At 40.2% G+C, this 6,520-nt stretch carries 6 protein-coding genes; 1 reads left to right on the forward strand and 5 read right to left on the reverse strand.

Going from position 1 to position 6,520, the window contains the following annotated elements; all coding sequences use genetic code 11:
- Position 1 precedes the first annotated feature (1 nt).
- Genes F8S12_RS24715 through F8S12_RS24730 form a run of 4 tightly spaced genes read right to left on the reverse strand, consistent with a single transcriptional unit; the run spans position 2 to position 3,111 of the window.
- The gene (locus F8S12_RS24715) at positions 2–976 is read right to left on the reverse strand and encodes a DevR family CRISPR-associated autoregulator (RefSeq protein WP_196518943.1); all 975 of its coding nucleotides are present in this window, start codon (positions 974–976) and stop codon (positions 2–4) included.
- Between the two features lie 56 nt (positions 977–1,032).
- Complete coding sequence (gene cas8a1 / locus F8S12_RS24720) at positions 1,033–2,568, reverse strand: type I-MYXAN CRISPR-associated Cas8a1/Cmx1 (RefSeq protein ID WP_196518944.1); 1,536 nt, start codon at positions 2,566–2,568, stop codon at positions 1,033–1,035.
- A 58-nt stretch (positions 2,569–2,626) separates the two neighbouring features.
- Entirely contained in the window at positions 2,627–2,914 is a 288-nt protein-coding gene (gene cas6, locus F8S12_RS24725; protein WP_196518945.1) for a type I-MYXAN CRISPR-associated protein Cas6/Cmx6, read from the reverse strand.
- Positions 2,914–3,111: a hypothetical protein gene (locus F8S12_RS24730; RefSeq protein WP_196518946.1), complete on the reverse strand. Its 198-nt coding sequence runs from the start codon at positions 3,109–3,111 to the stop codon at positions 2,914–2,916. The genes cas6 and F8S12_RS24730 overlap by 1 nt, the downstream gene beginning before the upstream one ends.
- A 168-nt stretch (positions 3,112–3,279) precedes the next feature.
- Between F8S12_RS24730 and F8S12_RS24735 the strand changes: the two genes are divergently transcribed.
- Complete coding sequence (locus F8S12_RS24735; protein WP_196518947.1) at positions 3,280–5,106, forward strand: leucine-rich repeat domain-containing protein; 1,827 nt, start codon at positions 3,280–3,282, stop codon at positions 5,104–5,106.
- On the opposite strand, the gene F8S12_RS24740 is transcribed toward F8S12_RS24735, so the two are convergent.
- Positions 5,084–6,424, reverse strand: a complete 1,341-nt coding sequence (locus tag F8S12_RS24740) for a transposase (RefSeq protein WP_196518948.1) — start codon at positions 6,422–6,424, stop codon at positions 5,084–5,086. The two genes, F8S12_RS24735 and F8S12_RS24740, sit on opposite strands and share 23 nt — an antisense overlap.
- Positions 6,425–6,520 lie beyond the last annotated feature (96 nt).

Consider the following 6,520-nt stretch of genomic DNA (forward strand, 5'->3'; position numbering starts at 1 on the left):
GTTAATCGCTCCCCGATGACAACTGCAAATCTTCAGCAATGACCTGTTTTAATGCTTTGACTGCCGACTTCACTCCAGGAAACACATTTGCTCCCAAATCTTCTAAACCTTGAGAAATTAAGCCTCCAATCCATAATTCTTTGGGATCAATATCTCCCACCTCTACCTGTCGCACTAAGTTAGATACTGACAAATTTCCCAGTTCGTCTTGCTCAAAGCAATATAGAAAACGAGGGGAAAAATCATGTGTCCACCGCAATACTATACTTTCAGGGGAGAAATCATACAAAAAACGGGCGTGATTTCCCGCCACTTCACCAATCGAAATCAAACCATCTAGAACAGCATGGATGCGAGATTTATCTTTGAGGCTATCGGGTGTCAATGCAAAACCATATTGATAACGAGTAGCATGAATCTCTGTGGCATAAAGAGAATTTCGTCCTTTTACTCCACTAACAGCATTAAAGGTAATGTCTCCCGTAAAGGGTATCATTGATACTGCACGAGTAACTTCTAATACACCTCTCCTAGCAGTTATTTTCCCTTTAGGCTTTTGCTTGCCCTTACGTGGAGAATTTTGCTTATCTTTACCTTTAGAACTTTTTTTGTTCTCATCTTGAGATGCTCCTTCGGACTCGCCTTCAGACTCATCTGACGCTTCCACTTTTGCTGCTTCTGCCTGCATAAATCCCAAAACATCATCATCAATAAAGCGAATATCATCAAAGTTGGGATCTTGCAAAACATGATCTGCTACTGGTTGAGCATTCTCATCCCAACGTCGATTCACCGGATAGCCAACATTTTGCCAGTAGTACCTTAATGCCCAACGAATCGCCTCAGATGAAATAGTAGTATGAACTTCACCTTTCCAAATTAATTTTTGTAAGGGAGTTATATTACCTTCATTTTCCCCACGATTATTAGCTGCGGTTCCATAGCTAGTCAAAACATTACCGAATAAATGAAACATTTAAAATTGCCTATTAAATTCATGTTTTGTGTTTTATTAAGCAAAAAAATGTGTAATTATTCACTGTTAGAATCAGAGATTTCCAATATTTGTTTCTCAACCATATTGCTTTTTGGATAACTAGCAAGAGCAATAAAAGTTAAATCTCTGGCAACTTTCCAATCCATTATCCCAGAAGTTAATGGCAGTAATTCTTCCCAGTGTTTTTCTAAGATAGAAAGTTGACCTGCTCTTCCCCAAAACTCCGCAATAAATTTCCGAAAGTTTTCAGCATTTGTACAACGTCCTAGTTGCGATAAAATACGTGTGTTTTCTCGTTCAATTTGAGCATATTGACCTTCATTTGTTCGCCCATAAATTTTAGCGTATATTTTCTTCAATGCCTCATGACAAGCTTTAATAAATAGTTTTTGACTTTCTAGATTCCATTCAGAGTTTTGAATCATCTTATAAACTCCATCATTAGTAATGAGTTTCAATAAACTTTTATTTTGAAAGATTGTATATAAATTAGCCCACCAAGGAAAGCCCTTTACTAAGTTATCGGCAATTCTTCCCGTAAACACATCGCTAATGATAAGATTTTTATTTTTATATTTAATAAATTGGCCCTCTGGAAAACAAATACGACTAAGCTTATAGATAAAATCTATTATTTCAGTCGCTTCTACCACCGCTATTTCTATGCGAGTTTTTTGCTGCTTTGACCAAATTACCGTTCCAAATAACATGACTTGGCATCGTTTTACTTGATTGGGTGTAGCCAGTTCTATAATTGTTTCGCAAGTAAGGAATCTTAATGCAGCATCTCCTAAGCTAGATACATGGAAATACTTGTAATCTAAATTTCCCAAATTCCAGTATTCCTGGGCATAAATTTCTAAGTCAACCACTTCAGGTATAACTAGGGCATATTGTGTGTTTTCCAGTTTGATGTGCGATCGCAAAACATAGTAGTGGCAAGCAACAGGAGCATATAAAAGAGCAAAAGCCAATTGTGGTTTCTCTTCAAACTTAGTTTTTGTTGTAAAAGCAACATGACGAACTACAGACCCCGGATATAGCCACCCTGCTACACCAATTGATTGTCCAAATAATTGACCTTGTTTATCACAGAGTTGTTTAGCAAAATGTTGATGAGCATAGGAAACTGCTTTCTTATACTCGACATCGATTTCTATACCATCAACTATTAATGACCAGGATTTACCGCCGTCAAATTTAAAAACCTGATTATGTTGGAGAAACGTTCCTGTTATTCCCAAGTGAATATTAATTTGAGTTTCAATATTGATTGAATGCGTATTTAAGCCTGTCAGCGAAATTAGACCTTCTTCATTAATCTGAAAAGATTGCTTTAGCAGCCAGTCTAAAACTACGAAATCCTGCCCTTTCCATTCAAGGCTGATACTGCGAGGAGTCAGCAACCAAGTTAAATTACCAGGTCGTTCCGCAGGTATTGGGTATAGTTTTTCTAGTTGGTTGAGCGTCATCCAAAGTCCTGCTATGCCAGCACGATGTATCCAAGTTATGCTTGGATCGCCCAGATTTAAATGGATTTTGGGGTTGACAACACTAGCTACTACGGACATCTTGTTTATTTCTGGGAAATACTCTCAAACTTATATTGGATAGTAGTCAAAACCAGCTTTAACTTGCGTTTCCCTTTCTCTTGACTGGTACAAAAACGCCACAGCCCATCTTACGCTTTCCCCCAATGCCATATCTCAGCAATGTTAGCGAATCTTCATTGCTGAGATTAATGATTTCTAACCCAAAACCCACAACCGTAAAGCGCTTGATTTTGATACTTCTACGTTTTGGGCTACCATCAGTATTTTTGGTAATAAAGGCTTTTCCCTGGATACCCAGTTGTTCTAACTGACGCTGTGCTGCTGCTAAAAATGATTCCGGTTCTTGATAACCCTGGATAATCACTATACGCGATCGCAAATTTCTACAGGTTGCAGTAAGTAAATTTGGAAAATTCCCAAGCGAATCAAATGCTTACCAATCGTCAGTGTGGAAAAATAAGAAATTAATTTTGCACAGATACCTAATTCTAACCATCGCTCCACGCATTGAGTTAATGTACAAGAGCGATCGCACCATTTCAAAAATGCGATCGCCCTCATCTACATATATTTTATTTTTCAGCAAGTCAATTAATTTTTATCTGTAGCGTTGCTGCCGTTTGTTGGAATGTTAGGCTAAGATTTTCTGGCTAAATTTACTGTATGGGCTGTTAACCAGAAAAATCTAGCTATTACTCCAATTCTGGTAGTGAGAAAAAGGATTTGGTCATGCTAAGAGATAAATCTTATCGGCAAGCAGAGCGGCGTATTAAAAAGGCACAGCGAGAGGGAGCAATAAAACTCGATCTCAGCAACATGAAACTCACTGAGATACCAGAAGCGATCGCATCCCTAACTCAGTTGCAACAGCTTGACCTATCCAGAAACCAATTGACGGAACTGCCAGAGGCGATTGCATCCCTGACTCAGTTGCAAGAGCTTGACCTATCCAGAAACCAATTGACGGAACTGCCAGAGGCGATCGCATCCCTGACTCAGTTGCAACGGCTTGACCTCAACGACAACCAACTGACCGAACTGCCAGAGGCGATCGCATCTCTGAATCAGTTGCAAGAGCTTGACCTATCCAGAAACCAATTGACGGAACTGCCAGAGGCGATCGCATCCCTGACTCAGTTGCAAAATCTTGACCTCAACGACAACCAACTGACCGAACTGCCAGAAGCGATCGCATCTCTGACTCAGTTGCAAAATCTTGACCTCTCCGATAACCAACTGACCGAACTGCCAAAAGCGATCGCATCCCTGACTCAGTTGCAACAGCTTAACCTCTCCAGAAACCAACTGACCGAACTGTCAGAAGCGATCGCATCCCTGACTCAATTGCAAGAACTTAACCTCGGCGGCAACCAATTGACCCAACTGCCAGAAGTGATCGCATCCCTGACTCAATTGCAAGAACTTAACCTCGGCGGCAACCAATTGACCCAACTGCCAGAAGTGATCGCATCTCTCACCCAAATACAACTGATTCATGTGGGTAGCAACCGTTTGACTACTCTGCCTGAATGGTTAGGTAAATGGACTGAGTTGCGCGACCTTTATCTTTACGACAACGAACTTAGTGAATTACCTGACAGTTTACAGAATTTAAGGAAATTGAAAGACCTAAGAATTTCTCGAAACAGATTGAAAACTATCCCTACGTGGATTAACAAACTACAATCACTAGAATTTTTGTTAATTAGTGGTAATCACCTTACTGACCTACCAAACACACTTGGTGAACTTTTAAATCTTAAGCGTCTACGTTTAGGACAAGGGCAAGAAAGCAATACTCTACGGACGCTTCCTTTCTGTATTCGACAATTGAAATGTCTTGAGGAGTTATGGGTTCCTCAATGCAGTTTAGAATCATTACCTGATTGGCTAAGTGAACTTACAGAACTGAAAAGACTTAACTTATCTAACAATCAGCTAACAGACTTACCTAAACCGCTAGCGCAGTTCCCTCACTTGCAGGAACTTAATCTGGACAACAACCCCCTTAACCCCGACATTCTTGCTGCCTATAAGCAAGGTACTGAAGCTGTCTTCCAATATCTGCGGGCAAAGTCAGAAGCGCAGATAACATTAAACGAAGCCAAACTAATCCTAATTGGCGAGGGTGAAGTGGGCAAGAGTTGTCTGTTGGGTGCATTGCGGGGAGATGAATGGGTGGATGGTCGCCCTACGACTCACGGGATTGAAATTAAACCTGTAATCGTCACCGATCCCGACAGTGGCACAAAGATATCACTCAATGGTTGGGATTTTGGCGGTCAACGGGTTTATCGACCGACGCACCAGTTGTTTTTTAGTGCGCCAGCCGTTTATCTGGTGATCTGGAAGCCACGGGAAGGCCCCCAGCAGGGCTTTGTCAAAGAGTGGATTACGCTAATCAAAAATCGAGAACCAGATGCAAAAGTGTTGGTCGTTGCAACCCACGGTGGCCCCGGACAGCGACAACCGGATATTGACAGACAAGAAATTTTGGATCAATTTGGCAAAGATACACAATACCGTAGCCAATTTACGAGGGTTCAACGCCTGTAGAAAGGGGATGAATACGTCCTAAAGAAGTAAGCTTGGCAAAAATCTGGGTTAATAAAATAGGCTCAGGCATTTCAGGAAGCATTTTTAACATTTCACGAACATATCGAAAGCCGCGATAATAAGCCTTAAGATCAATAATGCCGGAACCGGGATTGTGCCGACGAAAATCAGCAAGAAGATAGTGGGATAAATTGACCATAAAGAATGCTAGATTAGCAGCATTAGTTACAGCAGTTTGGCTCAAGTTCATAAAATCTTCTAATCCCCAAAATTGCTTGGCATCTCGAAAATTGAATTCGATTTGAAAACGAAGCTTGTAATAGTCGATAATTTTTTCAAATGATAATTTTAGATCACTTGAAAATAGAATTACATGACTACAAGCATTAGTTTTAAGATTGATTTTAACCAAAATAACTATATTCAGTGATTGGGCAAATTCCTTGTGGAGTAAAGTAGCTTGATAAATATCAGTTTTGATATCGTCTTCAATGGTACTTTTACACAAATATGCGTCAGGTATATTACAATAATCCAGCTTGTTACCGTATTTACGACGGGAACGACGATTGGGATCAGGGTTTTGGTAAGGTATATATAATGCAGAATCATGGCGCAACTTGGAAATTATGTGCAAGTTAACTTGCCGAGCCATCTGCAAGGCATTATTGTTCCCAAAATGACCATCCAAGACTAAGTATGACAGGGGAATAAAGTTAGCTATTAACTTGATTAACTCATTAATCATCTTCTTAATTCTTAGTAATTCAGATGTGAGAATAACCTCTGTTTTATTCTTGTTCTTGCTCCCTTTTGGTCGTCCACGCTTACGTTTCTCTTTCTTGTTTATTTCTGGGGTTGATGACAGGCTACTTTTTTCTACATCGCTCTTTATTACCTGTTCTATCCGAATCGGAAACGAGTGCCTTTGTTCAACACTTACTAATGATAATGTAAAAAAAGATAGTCCTAATATAGGTTTGCTAACGAGGCTAGAAAAAAATCTATCCAGCCCATAAGTTTGTTTTCCTGATTTACTCACTACAACTTCATCTCCTGCAAGTAAATACACCTCATTCGCACGGAACAAATGCTTGCGGAAAAATAGCCAAAACAACGTCGCCCAAGGAATTACTGTATGAAAGAACCGCAACATCGTCCGATAACTACCACCAATGCCTGCCCAACGCGAAATTCCCAACATAGTGACTCGACCGCTCATTGCTAACATCGCCAGGATTATTTGGTTCAATTGCCGCATCGTTGTAGCGTTGATCTGCGGTAACAGGCATTGTAACAGTGATAAGATGTTGAACATGGGCTGCTTGTAGTTTTTGAGTTGTCGTTGTGAGAGACAATAACTCTACTACGCCAGCCCTCTCTCTTCATAATCTTTTTTTGGCGAAGGTATTGA

The organism is Nostoc sp. WHI (assembly GCF_015714725.1).
In the GTDB taxonomy this organism is placed as follows: domain Bacteria; phylum Cyanobacteriota; class Cyanobacteriia; order Cyanobacteriales; family Nostocaceae; genus Nostoc.

Excerpts from the sequence above, each read along its gene's own strand:
- F8S12_RS24715 (WP_196518943.1), bottom strand. The coding sequence starts at position 976 with ATGTTTCATTTATTCGGTAATGTTTTGACTAGCTATGGAACCGCAGCT.
- cas8a1 (WP_196518944.1), bottom strand. The coding sequence starts at position 2,568 with ATGTCCGTAGTAGCTAGTGTTGTCAACCCCAAAATCCATTTAAATCTG.
- F8S12_RS24730 (WP_196518946.1), bottom strand. The coding sequence starts at position 3,111 with ATGAGGGCGATCGCATTTTTGAAATGGTGCGATCGCTCTTGTACATTA.
- F8S12_RS24735 (WP_196518947.1), top strand. The coding sequence starts at position 3,280 with ATGCTAAGAGATAAATCTTATCGGCAAGCAGAGCGGCGTATTAAAAAG.
- F8S12_RS24740 (WP_196518948.1), bottom strand. The coding sequence starts at position 6,424 with ATGTTCAACATCTTATCACTGTTACAATGCCTGTTACCGCAGATCAAC.